The organism is Anaerocolumna jejuensis DSM 15929 (assembly GCF_900142215.1).
Lineage (GTDB): Bacteria > Bacillota > Clostridia > Lachnospirales > Lachnospiraceae > Anaerocolumna > Anaerocolumna jejuensis.
Genome location: NZ_FRAC01000007.1, coordinates 603,093 through 620,547, shown reverse-complemented (window position 1 = coordinate 620,547; position 17,455 = coordinate 603,093). Strand labels below are relative to the sequence as shown.

Here is a 17,455-nt window from a genome sequence, read left to right as displayed (position 1 = left end):
TTTAATCATTTTCAGAATTAACATTGGCTATTTAGAAGCTTATAATTTATGAATAAATCAAAACTTCAACAAGTTAATTTCCGTAGTCTGTGGTGTTGCCCACATACTTTTACTGTTTTAAGGTTGTATCATTTCTGATACTGTTCTTTTATTAAAGATTTCTTACTGTCATTTTTGTTCTTATGTAATAGGAACAAAGTCATGATTTCTTAAATCCTTAAATGAAATTTTAAAGAAAATTTCAGGGTTGTTTCACTGTTCAGTTATCAAGGTTCTTGTTTTTTCCTGTCGTTTCCGACAACTTTTATATCATATCATAATATTATACATACGTCAACAACTTTTTATCATTTTTTTATTTTACACTTTTTTACTATGATATAAAACAAAAGATATCTTTAAAACAAACTAATAATCAACATTCAGATAGGATAAGCCTAGTGCTTTATAATCCAGTTCCTTCGTCCAATATCCGATTTTATTGAAGTATATCCAGTAGGTTTATGTCGATAATTTAACTTTATCTTGTCCTCGATTTTTCTTTTAATATTTTAGTCTTATTTATTGTTATTCCCAATATCAACAATTATTGCGTAGTTTATAATCTCTCTATACGAGAATTGCTCATTTTATGGTATTTCAAATCTTTTTGGGATAGATATTGTATTATATAAGCCTATGCTATTATATTATTTGTTCTAACTTATCATGTAGTAAGGTGCTTTAAGAAAAACAAAGCTTCTATATAAAATATATACTTCATCCTAAATAATAAGTAGTAGAACAAGCTTCTTTCTTAATGTATCTTAGGTGATTCTAATAGTGTGATTTATGATGAACGACTCTTTACTTTATTTTATTATCCTTTTCATTACCATGTTTAAAATTTCCTGTTATTTTTGCCATTATCAATTGTACCTCTTTTACATCTGCACTTTTTATCTTGTCTAAAAACCTTTGGCTTTCTTTTCCTTTTAATATAAGGACTTGTTTTCCATTCCAATAGATAAAAATTTTTTTATCCTTTGTAAGCTTATAAGAAAATGGTTCTTTATCCAGAATATCACGCTTATCTACTTCATTGTTATTCATATCCTGCCTCTCTTTATCACGATTAAATTGTAAGAAGTTAATTAACCTTTAATTTGATATTCACTGTTACTAAATTAAAAATGTATTCTTTCATAAGCCTCACTTTTTTCTTCCTAATGATATATTTTGTTAAACAGTATACTGCAGCACTTTAAGCGCATAACTCCACAATTTTATAGATGCTCTGTATTATACTTTCATCCTATCTTCCTCTCTTTAAATTGCATAGTCTTTTTTTTAGTTAATTTAAAGTTTCCAAATTATAAATACCCAGTTTCTAATATTTATACTTTGTTCAGAATCTCTTCACAAAGTGAACACACTTTTACTCTATATTAATAATTGGATAGTGAATAAAAAACACTTTCTACTCCCACCCTATTATACGCAAGAAAACGCTTAGCTTCACAGGTTTATAAACCTTGAATTTAAGCGTTTTCTTTTTGTAATTTTTGTGGATATTTATTTTTACTCTTTTTTATTATCATATTAATATCAAAATCACTACTTCCCCTTGTAGTGATTTCCTATTGATAAAAACTTCGTTTCATAAGGCTCCAAATTACAGATTACTGTTTGTCCTCTTACAATTATGGATGTCCTCTGTATCTGCTCCGTATTATTCCAAACTACTAATATCTGACTCTGTGGAAAATAAGCACTCTCTGTATAAAGATTATCAGTCATTCCCTCCTGTGATAAGTCCATTTTGGTAGCGCTTAAAATTAAATTTACCAATAATCTGGCATGTTCCGGAGTATTCTCATAGGAACTAAGGTAAATTCCAAAGCCTTCACCAAAAGCATTTCTGGTAACAACCGGAATTCCTTTCTCTTCCTCTAAAACGCAAGTTTTTCCATTTGTCAGATAGAGCTTCTGATGTGGCTGAAACTTACAATTACTTGGAAGGATATCTCTTCTTTCCTCTACGGTATACTTCCATTTTCCATGGCATACCCTCGCTCCCAGATCGATATCTACCCCGAGTATATGTGCCATACGAAATGTATGATGAAAACCGTCCACAGCAGAAGGTTCCTCCACACCAAGAAATACCCCTCCTTGATATACCCACTCTGTCAGCAGAGTAATGACAGCTTCATCCTCCCACTCCTGTCCGCCGCTCCAGGCATCTCCTTTGCGTCCGGCATTAATTATCACATCATACTCCTTCGCCCTCCCATTTTTAATATCCTCAAAATTAAGGAAATCCACTTCAAACGGTAGCCCTGACAGACTTTCATTCACATGGATTAAAGGATGCCAAGACGTTTCATGAAAATGTCCGGATAAGGTCCAGGAACGCAGTTCTCCCCAGGAATGTAAAACAGCAATTTTCGGTTCCCATAACAACGGTTTTCCTTTCTTATGAAGCTCCCGTATCTGGCGGAATTCTTTCGCAAGTCCAGAAATGTAGGTTATAAAATCCGGCTTTTTTTCTACCAGATGAAGATAACCTCCAAGACCGATACGGTCAATAGGCTCCCTCAGCATTGCTCTTCTGATATTTCTCCAATATTGTTTTGCTTCTGATGTTGGATTGCCGCCTTCTAAAAATGACGGTGAGCCATCAACACCCACAGGAAATAGATAGGGATGCAGCCGCAGTTCATGGGTCTTTACCTGTACACCACTGCAAAGTCTTGATTCAAATCCTGAAAATACAGCTTTAATTATTCCATCAAAGCCGTATTCAGCAAACCTCTTGTGGTACGGCTCCAATCCAACCCAACTATCATCATAGAATACATATGCTTCTTTACCATAGTCATGAACAATCTGAACCAGCTCTTTACCAAGCCTTAAGACAAAAGCCTGGATGAAATCCATCCAATCCGATTTATGTTTTGTTGCCGGCATATGAGTAACTTGAAATTGCCCCTTATTTACAAAATCCTCTGCCGTTAACCGGTAATGATACTTCTTCTCAAATTCATCCAAGGCTAGGGGACTTACAGTAAAATCATAGGAAGCCCAGTCTGTAAATAAAAATCGATTCTGTACACTACTTCCCCAAATCCATACAAAGTTATAAAACAGAGAAGTAAATCTTACCACAGTAGTATGTTTGTGCTCCTCACACCAGTCCTTCATCCATTGAAGCAGATATTCCCAGGTTTCCGAGTGCCTTGGATCAATAGGCATTAAATGCTCCTTATCCCATCTATTGGTTGTATGGTTATACATCGAGATTTCTTCCCATATACGATAAGCAAGGAAGGATACGGTATACTCATGCCATGGTGTCACCCCTTTTAGCAGTACTTCCTTCGTATCTTTTCTGTAGGTATACTGTTTTAAACTAAGCTCCTTTTCGCTTGTCCGGTCATACACCTGCCAGTATTTCATGGAATCTTTGGAGTCATTTATCTGAAAATGCTCTGTAAAAAAATCGTGCAACAACGGTATCGTTAACTCTTCACCTGTTGCCAAGACGGGAGCTGTTATTAAAAAAGTCTGCTGTAACTGCTCCCTATGGCTTTTCGCCCATTCGTTATGTCCGCGGATGATACACACCGTTGAATAGATACCGTAACCTGTATTTAAAATCTCTTCGGATAATTCGGTTCCATCGCTATCCCTGATGACATCAGCTCCCCATTTATTTGCTAAGTCTAATGTAAGTTTCTCATATCCGGATTCCCCAGGCAGGGTGAATCCTCCCATCTTATCTGGCACATTAACCTCCATCTGCCGCTTGACGACATACAAATTTATATGATAGAATACCAAAATGAATATCCAATGAATTTCATTTTGGGTTATAACCTCTATTCCGGCACCAAGGTGTCCTTTCATAAAAACGCATCCTTGTACCCCTACTCAAAGTATCAGTTCTTAATAAAGTTCTATCTGTCCGCTTTTAACAGATTATAAATTTCACATTTTCTTAGGAATGAATCATCAGGTTTAAAATCTCCTCATCTGTCTGTTTCATACCATCCCGTCCCATTTTGCATATCGTGTTTATTGTAAGTTCAACATTTTCTTTCACCAAACCTTCTCCGGCACCGAAGGTATTATCTTCCATCGCCATATAGTGCCCCATAATTGCTGCATCTACTGCCGAGGCAATTTTGGCGGCACAGGAAGATTTTGCACCGTCACATACAATACCAGAAACATTTCCCAAGACATTTGTAATGGTTTTGGATATCGTTTCAAGGGGCGCCTGATGTAAATAGGTAATTGCTGCACCACTTCCACAGGCTGCACTTACCACACCGCAATAAGCTGAGAGCTTCCCAATCCCGCTTTTTAAATGCACTGCAATCAGGTTACTGAAAACCAGCCCACGATACAGCATTTCATCAGACACCTTTAAATGTCTGGCATAGATGATAACCGGCAAGGATACTGTCATCCCCTGATTGCCGCTTCCAGAATTTATAATTACAGGAAGTGTGCAGCCTCCCATTCGGGCATCTGAGCCTGCTGCCGGATATGCTTTTGCCAACATCTTTACATCTTTGCCATATGTCTTTAAAATTGTTTTTCCAACGTTAGCTCCATAATCGTTTACAAGCCCTTCATTGGCTATTTGCATATTGTATTTTATTTGGCGGTCAAGAATATCACTGATTTCCTCAATACATACAGAATTTGCAAATTCATAAATCATATCCAACGTAAGTTCATTGACAATTCCCCTTTTCTGTTCCTTTTTGTTTTCAGCCTGAACAGGCAGCAAATTCTTGCTGTTTTTTTCTATCCGAATAATATTGGTATGATCTTCACATATCTCAACCTCTACCACGTCTTTTCCTTTTATTGCAAGTACAATAATCTGCAGATTCGAAACACCATGAATTATCTGAACTTCACATACCTCTTTCTTTAGATATTCTTTTGTTAACTCCACATCTTCCTTCGTTACTCCCTCTAAAACTTCCAGCTCCCCGTCCGGATTTCCTGCAACCGCACCAAGCACTGCGCTTGTTTCAATTCCTCTCATATCACCTGTTGCCGGTACAATAACACCTTTAACGTTCTTCACAATATTACCAGAACATTTTACAATGATGTGCTCCGGCATACTTCCCAACACCTTGCGCGCTTTCGCTGCGGCATAAGCTATCGCAATCGGCTCTGTACACCCAAGCGCAGGTACCAGTTCTTCTTTTAAAATCTGTATACACCCCTGATATAATCGTTGTTCCATTATTGCCTCCTAACCTTTTATGTAGGTATCCTGCACTTACCTTGTTAGCAGGTACTCATGTTGCACCTCTAATCACTTACAGGAACACCTTTGCTCCTATAATATTATTATCTTTGCCCGAAATAATCCTGATATCATTCTCTGTTCTACCCGGCTTAATACCCCCAGCATATGCAAAAAGTTTTTAACCATACTATCATCCCAACAGCTATTGCAGGTGTTTATCCCTTCCATCAAATGAAGTGTAATGTGCTACTGTTTACAAAGAATAACAAACCAGTTATAATAAATATAGTACTGTTAGAATAAGGGCGAAGAGAGGCAGATATGATAAAAGGACACGGTGCAAAGGCAGAATTGGTATACCGGGAATACAAGCTATCAAATGAATTTCCTGTACTCGCATTATTCCCGGGCGAATATATCTATCAAAGTTTTGATTCCTCAACGCTTACTTATTTTCATTTTCACAATTGTATAGAAATCGGTATGTGCTTATCCGGTGGCAAGGACCTTTACGTAGAAAGTAAGCACTATACTTTAAATTCTGAAGAGTTTTTTATTATCCCTCCCTATTCAATCCACTTTGCAGGCAACCTCCCGAATGTATCAAAAGAGGAGGACTGCTGCCAATATCTTTATCTCGATCCAGAAGCATTATTAAAAGATTTTTATCCAAATGGACTGGCTTCCGGGATGAATTGGTACAAAAATTCAAACCTTCCTTATTTATTTCCTAAAAAGCATGATCAGGAACTTTATGACCTCTGTTCTTATCTCTTTAAAGAGCTGAAAGAGCAGCAGAAAGAGTATACCTATGCTGTTAAGGGACTATTTCTGACTTTCTTTGCTATGTTAACCCGCATAATTGATAGCCATGAAAATGAAGTATCTGTCCGATATCGTACAATTTCTGCAATTTTGCCAGCAATTGAGTACATCAATAAAAATTATACCCAAAAAATTCAAATAACGGATCTTGCCAAACAATGTTATATGAGTACTGCCCATTTTCGAAGCATCTTTCATGAAGCGATGCATCAATATCCGCTAAAATACCTTACATCTTTGCGTCTTCAAAAAGCTTGTGAGTTATTATACAGTACCGAAGCTACCATTTTGGATATTGCTATTGGTGTGGGATTTCAATCTGTCGCCAATTTTAATCGGTTATTTAAAGAATTTTTTCAAACTACTCCTACGGATTGGCGTAATAATAGACGTGCCATTCAAAAGAAAAATATACGATATTCTCCTTTTCCAAAAAAATAGCACGTCTCATTCAGACCGTTCTTAACCTTTAATACCGCCTGCATTGGCAAGACCGTTCATTATCTGTTTTTGCGCAAATATATAAACAGCTACCACCGGTATCAGTGTTAACAGCGTCCCTGCCATCAATAGTGCATAGGATGTGCTATGCTCTGCCTGAAAATACCGTAATCCTAATTGCAAGGTTCTCAGCTTGTCGTCATTTAAGAAAATAAGCAGAGCCAAATAATCATTCCATATCCCCATAAACTGAAAGATTAATAAGGTAACAAAACCTGGTTTTGCCATGGGTGTAATTATTTTAAAGCAAATTTTTAAATCATTGCATCCGTCAATTTTTGCTGCTTCTGAATATTCTTTTGGAATACTTAAAAAATACTGCCTTAACAGGAATACACCAAAGGGAGTAAAGCTCTGGGTAAGAATTAAGGACCAATGTGAATTTACTAATCCTATCTTTGTTATTACCATAAACTGCGGTATCATGATAACTTGCCATGGGACCATAAGTGTTGCTAAATAAAGCAGAAATAACTTATCCCTTCCCCGGAATCTTAACTTTGCAAACGCATAGGCAGCTAATGCACTTGTGACCAAAGTAAAAAAGGTGATGACTGATGATAATTTTATAGAGTTCCAATAATAAGTAGTAAATGGGATTTGCGTGAATACATCACTGAAATTCTCCCAGCGGATTGCCGCCGGAATCCATTGGATTGGAAAATGAAATACATTCTGCTCAAACTTAAATGCAGTCGATAACATCCATAAAAATGGGAGAATAGTTACAGAGGCAAATACCAAGAATATGAGATAAATTACTACTAAAAGTAGTACTTTTTTTGTTTTCTTTTCGTTCATTATTAACCTCATTTCTGTGTTGTTTTTTGCATATCTTAATAGTTCACCCATTTTTTCTGACCTCTGAACTGTATCATAGTAATTACAAAAACAATTAAGAATAATACTACGGCATAGGTTGATGCATAGCCAAATTTATAATTAACAAAAGCCTCTTGATAAATTCGATATACAAGTACATTGGAGGAGCGGCCTGGTCCGCCATCTGTCATAATATTTACTAAGTCAAATACCTTGAATGAATTGATTAAACACATAATACTGCATAGAAATGTCGTTGGTGATAACATAGGTAATGTTACTGCTTTAAACTGCTTCCAGCCACTCGCACCATCCAAGGATGAAGCTTCGTATAAATCTACCGGTATCGTTTGTAAACCGGCTAGAAATAAAACCATATAATAGCCCATATTCTTTATAATAGAGACTATAGTTATTGTAATCATGGACCATTCGGTCGATGTAAGCCATTTTGGAGGATTTGCTAACCCCAAAGCCTGTAAAGCTCCATTTATCGGCCCGTTTCCGCGAAACAGGCAAACAAAAATAATTCCAAATGCAACACTGGACGTCAGCTGGGGAAAGAAAAATATTGTCTTAAATATCATACTTCCCTTTAACTTCTTTTGCAGCAATACAGCAAGCAGCAAACCAAACAGCAAGGTAAAAAAAACGCTGAAAACAGTATAAAATATATTGTTCTTTAGGGAAGTTATAAAGTATCCATCTGTAAATAATTTCTTAAAATTAGTCAATCCGGTGAAGTTTACATCACTGAACCCATCATAATTGGTAAATGAAAGAAGCAATCCCCATACAACTGGTATTAAAGTGAAAATAACGAATCCAATCATATTTGGCAATAAAAACAGATATGCAATAAATTCCTCCCGGCGCTCTGCCTTGTTCCGTTTAGTGCACTTTTTCAACGTTTTCGCATCCACTGCTAACCCACCTTTCTTATCTTTTTAAAGCAGATAAGGATGTCAGTTCCAAAGGACTAACATCCTTATCCGAACCACCGATAACCGGTTTACTTCATGTATTCAGCTCTTCTCTCTTCGAAGTTCTTCATGGTAGTGTCAATGTCCTGCTCACCAATCATATAAAGTTCCATTTCCTCTTTTAAGATAGTTTCTACAGCAGAGTAATTTTCATCATAAATCTGTTCAATTACATTGTTTTCTGAGAATACGATTTTTGCAAGGGTATCTGTGTCTTGTTTTACTGCCTTTAAATATATTTCTTTGACTTTATCATCACTGTAGGCAGTCAGAGTTCCCTTTTCAGCAATTCTGCTTGCACCTTCATAGGTACACATAAACTTAATAAAATCATATGCTTCTGCCGGGTGTTTACTTGTCTTTGAAATTGACAGGAAGTTCATACCGGAAGGTGCGGAATATTCTTTTCCTCCCTCTGGAATCGGCATAGGCATAACTGCATACTTAAACGGCATCTCTCCGCTTTCATACTTTGAATTATAGGAGGCCACACCCCAGGTACCATTCTGAAACATCGCTACCTTGCTAGCTGGTGCTGTAGTGAATAAGGAGCCTGCATTTTGGCCAAGTTCTAATTTCTCTGCAAATGGGACATGGCTTCCATCTTCTTCTAAGGACTTCCACAATTCCAGGCTTTGGCGGATAATGGCAGTATCTTTATCCATGACACTACCGCCCATCTGCTGCATGTATACAAAGTTATCCATGCCCACAAGACCGCCATAGGTACCATCGGCTGTAAGTTTTTTTGCAAGTTCGCGGTATTCTGCCCATGTTAACTGGTTCCCCGGAACTTCCATCCCTTTCTTTTTTAACAACTCTTCATTTACAAAAAGCAGCCAGACAGATTGCCTGTAAGGTAACCCATAAATACCATCTTGATTACTCTGCTCGAAAACATTACCATAAGCAGAAGTATCAAGGCCTGAATCCTTTACATAGGAAGAAATATCCTGAAGACAGTTTTTGCTTTTATAATCTCCATAATAGCTAATACCATTAACACCTAAAATATCAAATTCCGTATTACTGGAAAATGAAGATAAAATCTTTTCTGCATAATCTGTTGCAGGGAAATACACAACCTCTACTTCAGCCACTTCACTTTGGGCATTATAAGCTTCAACTGCTGGATCTAAATAAGCTTGTTCGTCGGTCCAGTCATAGAACACCAGCTTTACTTTACTGCTTGATGCATTATTCTTGTTTTGATCTTCCCCATTCTTAGCACCGCCTCCTCCACAGGCAGTAAGAAGTACCATTGATACTGCTAATGACATTGCTACCAATCTTTTGATTCCCATAAATACTTACCTTCCTTTCTTTTTATACCTTTCATTATCATCACAAAAGGAGCTTTATGACAATAAAATAGTATCAATTGTTTGAAGTTCCTTTTCACTAAGAGTAAGACGCTTCAGAGCTCCCAGATTATCCTGTATCTGGGATAACTTACTCGCACCTAAAATAACAGAAGTCAGTTCGCCGGTTTGTAATGCCCAGGTCAGTGCCATTTGTGCTAAATTCTGATTTCTAGTTTCTGCAATTTCATTTAATTTAACAATTTTTTGAATAACGTTCTCCGTAATTGCCTCCGGTCCAAGGAAAATACTCTTGCCTGCCGCTCTGGAGTCTTTTGGAATTCCATGAATATACTTATTTGTTAAAAGTCCCTGAGCCAAAGGACAAAAGGCAATTGAACCTATTCCCTCCTCTTTCAATACCGGTTTAAGGGAAGCATTCTGCTGATTCAACATAGAATAGTTATGCTGATGTATCAGACATCTTACACCCAGGTCTTTTAGAATAACCGAAGCCTCTTTTAATAGCTCATTGCTGTAATTCGATAAGCCGATATATAAGGCCTTCCCCTGTTGAACAAGAAGCGCCAGTGCCTCCATGGTTTCTTCTAATGGCGTTTCAGGGTCCGGTCTATGGTGATAAAAGATATCAACATAATCAAGTTTCATTCTCTTCAGACTCTGGTCCAGAGATGAGACCAAATATTTCCTGGAACCGCCATCTCCATAGGGGCCTTCCCACATACCATAGCCTGCCTTTGTAGTAACAAGGATCTCATCCCGGTACGCTTTTAAATCCTTGCTGAGAATCCTACCGAAAGTTTCCTCTGCACTGCCGGCAGGAGGCCCATAATTATTTGCCAAATCAAAATGTGTAATTCCCAGATCAAAGCTTCCTAGAATTATCTCTCTTGCATTCTCAAAACTGCTTTCACCACCAAAATTGTGCCATAGGCCAAGAGACATAACCGGCAGCATCAATCCGCTTTTACCGCAACGGCGATATTCCATTGTTTGGTATCTGTTCTCCTTTGCAGAATATATCATAGTTTTCAATTCCTCCTTATTAATGGGTAAAGTGTTATTTTTGATATCAGCTATATCAGGGATTTTAGTTTCTCTACAACCCATTTGATATGATTTTTATCAATATCTCTAGGCAGGCTGCAGTCAGCGCCAATCATTACACCCTTTGTTCCGCTTTCCTTCACCAACTGTTCCGTAAATTCTTCAATTTCATCTTTTGTTCCGGCATATAAAATTCCGGTTGGTCTGTTATCAAATCCACCTAATACACATCTGCCATGAAAAAATTCCTTGCCTGCATTCAATGTCATCTCTTCTATGTATACAGCCCAGTTAATTGCCTTTGCAGGATAATCCCTCCATACTTCAATTCTGTTTTTGTCACCTGCCCAACCACAACAGTGAAGGATATTATTTTCGCTATATTCATTTGCATGTTCTAAAACATAAAGGTCGCTTGGTCTTACATATCTGTTGTATTCTTCTACTGTAAAACGGTATTCCTCCGCATTCTGAACACAGTAATAAACGCCGTCGCACCCTGCCTCCTTGATTAATCTCCTGCATAAGGCATCAGCATCTTTTGCAATCACATCAAAGGCATACATAACCGCCTCCGGATTCTTTCTTAAATGGTCCATTAATAATTCATCTGAGGTACCAAAACGGAAGGACGTCATCGGACAAAATACATTATAGAAAACACAGCATTCCCCATTCAATTTCTCTACAATTTCCTTCGCACGCTTCACCTGTTCCTCTATAAACGGATGATTTTCTCCCAGGGGTTTCATTAAAAACCAATCCTCCGGCTTTTTTATCTTTGGTATTATTTCATTGGGATAATCAAAATAACCGTCACACATAATTTTGATAAAATCAACATCGCTATCCTTATAAAACCTTATTGTTGCATCTACGCACTCCTTTTTTAAATCCATATCTTCCGGAAAATGGAACCAGAATCCCACTGGTACCTTATCAACTTTCTTATTGTTTAAACTTCGTAAAACTCGCTCTTTCTTCGTCATATCCTTATCACCTTTATTTTTATTTGGATTTGGGGAATCCATATCCCATCAGATATCTCTTTGTTTTTAGTTAAGAAGTAAATCACTTATTTCTAAGTCATTTAGCTTAAGTAACGCTTTTATATAAATGACGATGCCTTCCATAAGCTCACCAATATGAAGGGATTCATCCGGCTGATGAAAATCTCCATGCCCCTGTTTTCTTCTTAGAATTTGCTTATCAGGTAGTGCCATCCCATATCCAATTGCATTCTTTAGTTTTCTTGTATAGGTAGTTCCTCCCATTGTATACGGTGGATTAGCCAAGCCGCTCACCTCTTGATATACCTTGGTTAACTCCTGTATTAGAGGTTTATTTGCCGGTATATAAGAAGGAGGAAGATGCTTTCTTACGATACAGGTAAACCCAGCTTCTCTTGAAAGCACTTTTAAACTATCCAATAACTCTTTTCCATCCGATATAATTCCATTCGTTAAGATTGGATAACGGTAATCCACACTAACTGTCAGTACTGAATTTTCATAGCGTATCATTGTCGCTCCGCCCGTCAACTGGCCAAGGCTGTAATTTCTGTCCCAGAGATTTGCCGCTATCCCATAAGCATCTTTGCTTAACAATTCCACTCCCTTTAAGGCCTTTTCTTCCTCTGGTAATAAATCCAACCTTAAAAGTTCCTTAACTAAAATCCCAATTGCATTTTTACTGTCATGAACCATACAGACGTGAGCTGATTTCCCTTTTGCCGTAAGTTTAATCTGATTCCTTTCTTCTTCAATAAGAAGTAACTTGCTCGCTTTCAGATGTTCCTTTTTCTGAGCAGTAATACAGCTCTTTTTTAATATTATTGTCGCAGTCTCAGGGATTGAGTTACTGGTGCTTCCCGCATGAAATGCCAGAATATCTTTATTTCCCAACCTGGTTTGCAGCTCAATATTTATAATGCCGTTTTCACCATAGCAAACCGGAAAGCCACAGTCAGCTACAATAGAGAAGGCGGGCTGTTTATAATTTTTTATGTAATAATCAATATCCTGCATTCCTGTTTCTTCACTGCATCCCACCATCAGGCTTACCGGAGTATTCATTGGAATACCAGCTTCCTTCAGATAAAGTAATGCATACAGAGCACCTATTGTTGGACCTTTGTTATCCTGGACTCCACGTCCAATCAGGTAGTCACCTTCTACTGTCATCTCATAGGGTTCATACTCCCAATCATCGCCTGCTGGTACCACATCAAGGTGTCCCCATATGGTAATGCTGTTTTCAATAGATTTTCTTTTCTCATAATAAATTCGTCCGCAATAATAGTTATAATTTTCCGTTTGAAACCCAAGATCTTTTCCTATTGCAAGCATCTCATCCAGTACAAATCGGCATCCTTCTCCGAAGGGACTTTGCATTTCTTGCAATTCCTCTATATCAGATACACTGCATATATTTACAATACGGCCAATATCCCTTATAATATTCTTACGTTTCGAGTACACCCATTCCCTTATTTGATTCGTATCCTGCATGTGAACCAACCATACCCTTTCTGTCTCCTGAACAGCAGACTTATTTAACAAGATAGATAAGCTTAATAATCAAATTCATACGCTTATTATAGACATTTCCAAAATTAAAATCATTGTAGAAAGGAGTCCCAACTGTGCAAAATCAATCATCTTTTAAAAAAAGCTATCATTATCGACATTATAATTTACCTCTTTCTTTCCCCTCCATAGCATTTTTAGGTGACAGCTGGGTGCTGCCTGATACCCCTTTGGAATATCTTCATTTTCACAATTGTATTGAGATTGGTCATTGTCTCAGCGGAAGTGGTACCCTTCACATAGAAAACATAGAATATGAATTTCATGCAGGTGATATTTGCTTTATTTCAGAAAATATAGCTCATATTTCAAAAAGTTCACTTAATCAAACGAGTAAGTGGGAATATATTTACCTGAACCCATCTTTGCTATTTGAAAAAAATTTTCCTGGAGGGAAGCCGGAAAGTCTCCTTATATGTTCTCCTTATCTCTCCAAAGCCTTTCCTCACAGAGAAGAACCTTATTTACACTTTCTTACATGCAGGATGTTTGCGGAATTTCATGAAAAAGGGCCCAATTACCAGGATGCTCTGAGAGGGCTATTTCTCACACTGCTTACAGTATTGTACCGCCATATCCCTGAGCAATTGTCAGAACATAGTACTAATCTGCAGATACATTCTGCACTCCTTTATATTCATAAGCATTACGCCCAAAAGCTGCAGATTGGGAAAATCGCAGCATTGTGCCACTTAAGTGAGCCTCATTTTCGCAGAAAGTTTTTAGAGGTCATGCATATCAGCCCTTTAGACTATATAAATCATTATCGTATCCGCACTTCCTGTTATGAAATCTATAGAAATGAAAAGCCACTGAATCAGATAGCAAAAGATGTTGGTTTTACAACCCTCTCAAGTTTTAACCGGCAATTTCATTCCCTTCTTGGCTCTTCTCCTACAGAATGGTGCAGGAATATGATTTTTTCGAAAGATCATTACGAAATCGTTTCTTTAGATGATGACTCATCTAAGAATTTCTTTACACTGTAACACACCTGTTACTTTTTTAAGTATGTGTAATACCCTTTGTGATTCTTTCATAGGAGATTTTCGTAGAAGATAAAATTAAGGCTCTTGCTTATAACGAGAAAAGCACCTTACTAATGCAGCTTTGATATGCTCCCTTTGTAATAGACCGGCAAAAAAATAACCTAAATTATTTTTTGCCGGTCTACTTGATAGGGGCAGTTCAGCTATTAAAGTAAGGTGACTTTTTATTTTATAATGTAAGGTTTTAACACTTTTCTACTATTCTTCATTTAATACACTAATACACGTTCCTGGTTCAACTCCTCTATCCGAATGTTAAATAATACCTTCTGCTACATCCGGAGATTTTCCTCTATAATCCGCTCATCCCCTTGTCAAGGTGATAAAAATATCTTCTGTAATAATTTTTTATAATGATTCTACTTTTTATTTTGCCTGCATCTCCTGATAAAGCATTCAATAGACTCTTCAGCGAATTTAGACTTCCGGATATCATAATATTTAGAATAGCAGTCCAGAAAACCATGTCTGGCGTCTACTTCAATGATTGATAAATCTTGTTTATCCCGAAGCTGACCGGCAACCGCATGCACATCAAAAGAATCTTCCTTTGCAAACAATAGCAGCGTTGGACAGGCAGGATTTAGATCCATGTAATCCCTTATACGTGAACCATAGCAGGCTACTATACCACTGCACAATGAATTTTCACAGCATCTCCAGGCAATAGTTGCTCCTGCACTAAAGCCAATAATAAATACATCATCATATTTATTTTTTAATTGATTGACTAAAGCACTTACTTCTTGATATCTCTCAAATCCTATATTCTTAATAAAAAAATCATATGCTTCTATGGCTTCCTTATACGAAAACGCAGGTTTATTAATCATATTTGGACAAAAGACATCGTAGCCTGCCTCTATAAACTTTTGGCATTGAGCTTTTATAAATTCATTAATTCCATATATCTCATGAAGTATGATTATTGCCTGATTCGTATTTTCCGTTATACTATCCAACATTCATTCTCCAATCAATTCAATTATCTGTTTTGGTTCTTAGCAATGTAAATTTTCAGTGCCTTAATTGCAAGCAGCAAAACGTAAATTACAAGGCCAACAAGAGCTCCCACGACGATTAAATTTATCACCCAAAATATACCAACCGATGCATTCATCATACTTTACCCTCCTTACACATTTTTCTATAGTCAACTTTCTCCTATTATACTGAACTTAATTTACATATTCAACTTAAAAGCACATTAACCATTTTTAATCCTACTTTAAGTAGCTATTTATAAGTTAAAATTATATAATGAAGAAAGATGACTACCACTAATGTTTATTAATAAAGTTTTTCAGGAGGCTAATATGAGCAGACGTGTACGTGTTAAACCAAGTAAAGGTCAATCCTTAGCCGGATTTTTTTCGGGACTAGTAATTTGCTTTATAGGCATATTTTATATAATACCGACCTTTGGCTGGTTTGGACTGGCTTGGACTCTCTTTGCAGTTATTTTTACAATTATAAGCGGCTATAATGCCTTTACGGATAAGGGCGTAGCTTCTCATGAAATTATTATTGATGATACAGAGAAAACCCATGATTCTTCTTCAAATGCCTCTGTACAGGAACGCCTGACAGAATTAAAAAGCCTTTATGATAAGAATCTGATAACGGATGAAGAATATCAAAATAAACGTGAAAAAATATTGAATGATATCTAAGGATACAAAAACGGACTATCGGTGTAAAGCTGATAATCCGTCTTTGTAACTATACCGCAAAGCATTAACATTTTATTATTTATAATACTAAAGTCCTATAAGGATTGGAACGCTCCTAAGAATTTAAATTTTCCAAACTCTGCATTATCCACTTCTGTTCTTTCGCCAGTATATTTCATTCTTCCCACGCAAACACAAACATTGTACTTATCAGATAAACCATCTGGATATTTATCCTTTAATGAATCTGCAGCTTCTTCTGTCCCAAATAATTCATCAATGCTGCTGGTCAGACTGTCTGTTATAAAAGCTGTTAAAAAATCTTCATCATATGTATTGATGCCAAAGTCAATACCGAACTCACTTCCGATCAGGTCCGCATCTAAATAATAATAATCCTTTTTTAAATATTGTTCTAAAGTTGCCTGATCCTTGCAAATTCCAGTAAAGACTGAAACATAGTCATCCTGGCTGTAAGAATAATCTTTTTGTAATATCTCTTTCATTTGTACACTCCTTATTTGTTCTATCCTTTGATTCGTTAATAGAATTGTAGCACTCAAGCCGTAATTCAGCAACTTACTTTCGCTTGTTTAAATCCTCACGGCCTGACAAAGAGATTTCAAAAGGCCGGTTGGTAAAAAAATTCTGGATACCAATAACCTTACCTTAGCACGTCAGCCCCAAAACCTACCGGCTGGAAAATTCAAAGTCATCCAAAAATGGGGAATAAGTTAGAAAACAAGATCCGCTCAGTTACTGTTTCACAGCAGTTGAGCGGTTCTTTGGCTCCATAAAGATAGAATGGGAGTTATAAATCATAAAATTTATGTTGACTTTCATTGTAGACAGTTGTATATTATTCTCATAGACAATTGTAGATTTAAAGTTATAGAATGAAAAAAATAAGAAATGGAGCTTATGTATGAAATCAAAGAATTTGATGAATGAAAACGGAAGTTACAACGAAGATGACCGTAGAAAGCCGGATACCGGCACTAAGACTGAGGTATCTATCAGTAAATTACCGGATACGGAATTTGAAGTTATGTCTGCTGTCTGGAAGAATACGCCCCCGGTTACTACAACGATACTGATGAAACAGCTTGGCAACCACAAGGGATGGAAGCTCCAGACCCTGGTAACTCTGCTGAACCGGCTGATTGAACGGGGTTTTATAAAAAGTGAAAAAGAAGGAAAAGAACGGATGTACTATCCCTGTATCCGGCAGGAGGATTATATCCAATATGAAACCTCTCTCTTTGTGGAGCGTTATCATGACAATTCACTCTTCCACCTTGTAAATGCATTTTCCGGAAACAACAAGCTGAGCCAGAAGGAAATTGAAGAACTCAGTTTATGGCTGAAACATCAGGAGGAATGAT

Annotated in this window: 16 protein-coding genes; 4 read left to right on the top strand and 12 right to left on the bottom strand. The window is 36.9% G+C overall.

Annotated elements, in window-relative coordinates; translation table 11 throughout:
• Positions 1 to 846: 846 nt before the first annotated feature.
• The 3 genes from BUB77_RS06150 to BUB77_RS06140 all read right to left on the bottom strand — a co-directional run bounded on the left by BUB77_RS06150 (position 847) and on the right by BUB77_RS06140 (position 5,254).
• Positions 847 to 1,092, bottom strand: a complete 246-nt coding sequence (locus tag BUB77_RS06150; protein ID WP_073273877.1) for a hypothetical protein — start codon at positions 1,090 to 1,092, stop codon at positions 847 to 849.
• Between the two features lie 504 nt (positions 1,093 to 1,596).
• Entirely contained in the window at positions 1,597 to 3,891 is a 2,295-nt protein-coding gene (gene gnpA, locus BUB77_RS06145; protein WP_242962388.1) for a 1,3-beta-galactosyl-N-acetylhexosamine phosphorylase, read from the bottom strand.
• Positions 3,892 to 3,982: 91 nt separating this feature from the next.
• A complete protein-coding gene (locus BUB77_RS06140) occupies positions 3,983 to 5,254 on the bottom strand; it encodes an L-cysteine desulfidase family protein (RefSeq protein ID WP_073273875.1) in 1,272 nt (423 codons plus the stop codon).
• A 327-nt stretch (positions 5,255 to 5,581) separates the two neighbouring features.
• Here BUB77_RS06140 and BUB77_RS06135 point away from each other — a divergent pair, with 327 nt between their 5' ends.
• Entirely contained in the window at positions 5,582 to 6,526 is a 945-nt protein-coding gene (locus BUB77_RS06135; protein ID WP_073273873.1) for a helix-turn-helix domain-containing protein, read from the top strand.
• 21 nt (positions 6,527 to 6,547) lie between these two features.
• On the opposite strand, the gene BUB77_RS06130 is transcribed toward BUB77_RS06135, so the two are convergent.
• The 6 genes from BUB77_RS06130 to BUB77_RS06105 form a co-directional block, all read right to left on the bottom strand.
• The gene (locus BUB77_RS06130) at positions 6,548 to 7,387 is read right to left on the bottom strand and encodes a carbohydrate ABC transporter permease (protein ID WP_073273977.1); all 840 of its coding nucleotides are present in this window, start codon (positions 7,385 to 7,387) and stop codon (positions 6,548 to 6,550) included.
• Between the two features lie 35 nt (positions 7,388 to 7,422).
• Positions 7,423 to 8,331 (bottom strand): carbohydrate ABC transporter permease, encoded by a 909-nt coding sequence (locus BUB77_RS06125; protein WP_330392504.1) that lies wholly within the window; start codon positions 8,329 to 8,331, stop codon positions 7,423 to 7,425.
• A gap of 89 nt (positions 8,332 to 8,420) precedes the next feature.
• The gene (locus BUB77_RS06120) at positions 8,421 to 9,695 is read right to left on the bottom strand and encodes an ABC transporter substrate-binding protein (RefSeq protein ID WP_073273871.1); all 1,275 of its coding nucleotides are present in this window, start codon (positions 9,693 to 9,695) and stop codon (positions 8,421 to 8,423) included.
• Positions 9,696 to 9,749: 54 nt separating this feature from the next.
• On the bottom strand, positions 9,750 to 10,739 hold the full coding sequence (locus BUB77_RS06115; protein ID WP_073273869.1) for an aldo/keto reductase: 990 nt from the start codon (positions 10,737 to 10,739) through the stop codon (positions 9,750 to 9,752).
• A 50-nt stretch (positions 10,740 to 10,789) separates the two neighbouring features.
• Positions 10,790 to 11,749, bottom strand: a complete 960-nt coding sequence (locus BUB77_RS06110) for a uroporphyrinogen decarboxylase family protein (RefSeq protein WP_073273974.1) — start codon at positions 11,747 to 11,749, stop codon at positions 10,790 to 10,792.
• Between the two features lie 66 nt (positions 11,750 to 11,815).
• Complete coding sequence (locus tag BUB77_RS06105; RefSeq protein ID WP_073273867.1) at positions 11,816 to 13,270, bottom strand: Sapep family Mn(2+)-dependent dipeptidase; 1,455 nt, start codon at positions 13,268 to 13,270, stop codon at positions 11,816 to 11,818.
• Positions 13,271 to 13,404: 134 nt separating this feature from the next.
• Here BUB77_RS06105 and BUB77_RS06100 point away from each other — a divergent pair, with 134 nt between their 5' ends.
• Positions 13,405 to 14,337, top strand: a complete 933-nt coding sequence (locus BUB77_RS06100; protein WP_073273866.1) for a helix-turn-helix domain-containing protein — start codon at positions 13,405 to 13,407, stop codon at positions 14,335 to 14,337.
• Between the two features lie 419 nt (positions 14,338 to 14,756).
• Here BUB77_RS06100 and BUB77_RS06095 read toward each other — a convergent pair whose 3' ends face one another.
• Both BUB77_RS06095 and BUB77_RS29810 read right to left on the bottom strand, forming a co-directional pair.
• The gene (locus BUB77_RS06095) at positions 14,757 to 15,362 is read right to left on the bottom strand and encodes a dienelactone hydrolase family protein (RefSeq protein ID WP_073273864.1); all 606 of its coding nucleotides are present in this window, start codon (positions 15,360 to 15,362) and stop codon (positions 14,757 to 14,759) included.
• 20 nt (positions 15,363 to 15,382) lie between these two features.
• The gene (locus tag BUB77_RS29810; RefSeq protein ID WP_170866593.1) at positions 15,383 to 15,520 is read right to left on the bottom strand and encodes a hypothetical protein; all 138 of its coding nucleotides are present in this window, start codon (positions 15,518 to 15,520) and stop codon (positions 15,383 to 15,385) included.
• A 193-nt stretch (positions 15,521 to 15,713) separates the two neighbouring features.
• On the opposite strand from BUB77_RS29810, the gene BUB77_RS06090 reads away from it, so the two are divergent.
• Positions 15,714 to 16,070 carry an SHOCT domain-containing protein gene (locus BUB77_RS06090; protein WP_073273862.1) on the top strand — a complete coding sequence of 119 codons (357 nt, stop codon included), beginning with the start codon at positions 15,714 to 15,716 and terminating at the stop codon, positions 16,068 to 16,070.
• A gap of 95 nt (positions 16,071 to 16,165) precedes the next feature.
• On the opposite strand, the gene BUB77_RS06085 is transcribed toward BUB77_RS06090, so the two are convergent.
• Positions 16,166 to 16,576: an immunity 22 family protein gene (locus tag BUB77_RS06085; RefSeq protein WP_073273860.1), complete on the bottom strand. Its 411-nt coding sequence runs from the start codon at positions 16,574 to 16,576 to the stop codon at positions 16,166 to 16,168.
• 419 nt (positions 16,577 to 16,995) lie between these two features.
• Here BUB77_RS06085 and BUB77_RS06080 point away from each other — a divergent pair, with 419 nt between their 5' ends.
• Positions 16,996 to 17,454 (top strand): BlaI/MecI/CopY family transcriptional regulator, encoded by a 459-nt coding sequence (locus BUB77_RS06080; protein ID WP_242962386.1) that lies wholly within the window; start codon positions 16,996 to 16,998, stop codon positions 17,452 to 17,454.
• Position 17,455: the final 1 nt, after the last annotated feature.

What these genes read in the sequence shown, in the direction of transcription:
- BUB77_RS06130 (WP_073273977.1), bottom strand. Translation starts at nt 7,387, where the DNA reads ATGAACGAAAAGAAAACAAAAAAAGTACTACTTTTAGTAGTAATTTAT.
- BUB77_RS06115 (WP_073273869.1), bottom strand. Translation starts at nt 10,739, where the DNA reads ATGATATATTCTGCAAAGGAGAACAGATACCAAACAATGGAATATCGC.
- BUB77_RS06120 (WP_073273871.1), bottom strand. Translation starts at nt 9,695, where the DNA reads ATGGGAATCAAAAGATTGGTAGCAATGTCATTAGCAGTATCAATGGTA.
- BUB77_RS06105 (WP_073273867.1), bottom strand. Translation starts at nt 13,270, where the DNA reads ATGCAGGATACGAATCAAATAAGGGAATGGGTGTACTCGAAACGTAAG.
- BUB77_RS29810 (WP_170866593.1), bottom strand. Translation starts at nt 15,520, where the DNA reads ATGATGAATGCATCGGTTGGTATATTTTGGGTGATAAATTTAATCGTC.
- BUB77_RS06150 (WP_073273877.1), bottom strand. Translation starts at nt 1,092, where the DNA reads ATGAATAACAATGAAGTAGATAAGCGTGATATTCTGGATAAAGAACCA.
- BUB77_RS06095 (WP_073273864.1), bottom strand. Translation starts at nt 15,362, where the DNA reads ATGTTGGATAGTATAACGGAAAATACGAATCAGGCAATAATCATACTT.
- gnpA (WP_242962388.1), bottom strand. Translation starts at nt 3,891, where the DNA reads ATGAAAGGACACCTTGGTGCCGGAATAGAGGTTATAACCCAAAATGAA.
- BUB77_RS06135 (WP_073273873.1), top strand. Translation starts at nt 5,582, where the DNA reads ATGATAAAAGGACACGGTGCAAAGGCAGAATTGGTATACCGGGAATAC.
- BUB77_RS06140 (WP_073273875.1), bottom strand. Translation starts at nt 5,254, where the DNA reads ATGGAACAACGATTATATCAGGGGTGTATACAGATTTTAAAAGAAGAA.
- BUB77_RS06085 (WP_073273860.1), bottom strand. Translation starts at nt 16,576, where the DNA reads ATGAAAGAGATATTACAAAAAGATTATTCTTACAGCCAGGATGACTAT.
- BUB77_RS06080 (WP_242962386.1), top strand. Translation starts at nt 16,996, where the DNA reads ATGAAATCAAAGAATTTGATGAATGAAAACGGAAGTTACAACGAAGAT.
- BUB77_RS06110 (WP_073273974.1), bottom strand. Translation starts at nt 11,749, where the DNA reads ATGACGAAGAAAGAGCGAGTTTTACGAAGTTTAAACAATAAGAAAGTT.
- BUB77_RS06090 (WP_073273862.1), top strand. Translation starts at nt 15,714, where the DNA reads ATGAGCAGACGTGTACGTGTTAAACCAAGTAAAGGTCAATCCTTAGCC.